At 62.0% G+C, this 205-nt stretch carries 1 pseudogene; it reads left to right on the forward strand.

The features are described 5' to 3' along the window. Positions 1-205 (forward strand): annotated as a pseudogene (locus tag BN2660_RS16680) (acyltransferase); the annotation flags it as partial.

Genomic DNA, 205 nt, shown 5'->3' on the forward strand with positions numbered 1-205 from the left:
TCATCCCGCCGCTCGTGTTCCTTCGCTCATCGGGTTCATCATCGTCGAGGGAATCCTCGACGTCTCCGGCACCAGAGGCTCCGTCGTCCGGTCGGTGCTCGTCTCGCTGACCTACACGATGAACATCCCCGGGTTCGATCACGGCAGTGCGAACCTCAGCCACCTGTGGACGCTCGCGAACGAGGAGCAGTTCTACCTGATCTGG

Origin of the sequence: Microbacterium sp. 3J1 (genome assembly GCF_001049495.1) — a bacterium.
Lineage (GTDB): Bacteria > Actinomycetota > Actinomycetes > Actinomycetales > Microbacteriaceae > Microbacterium.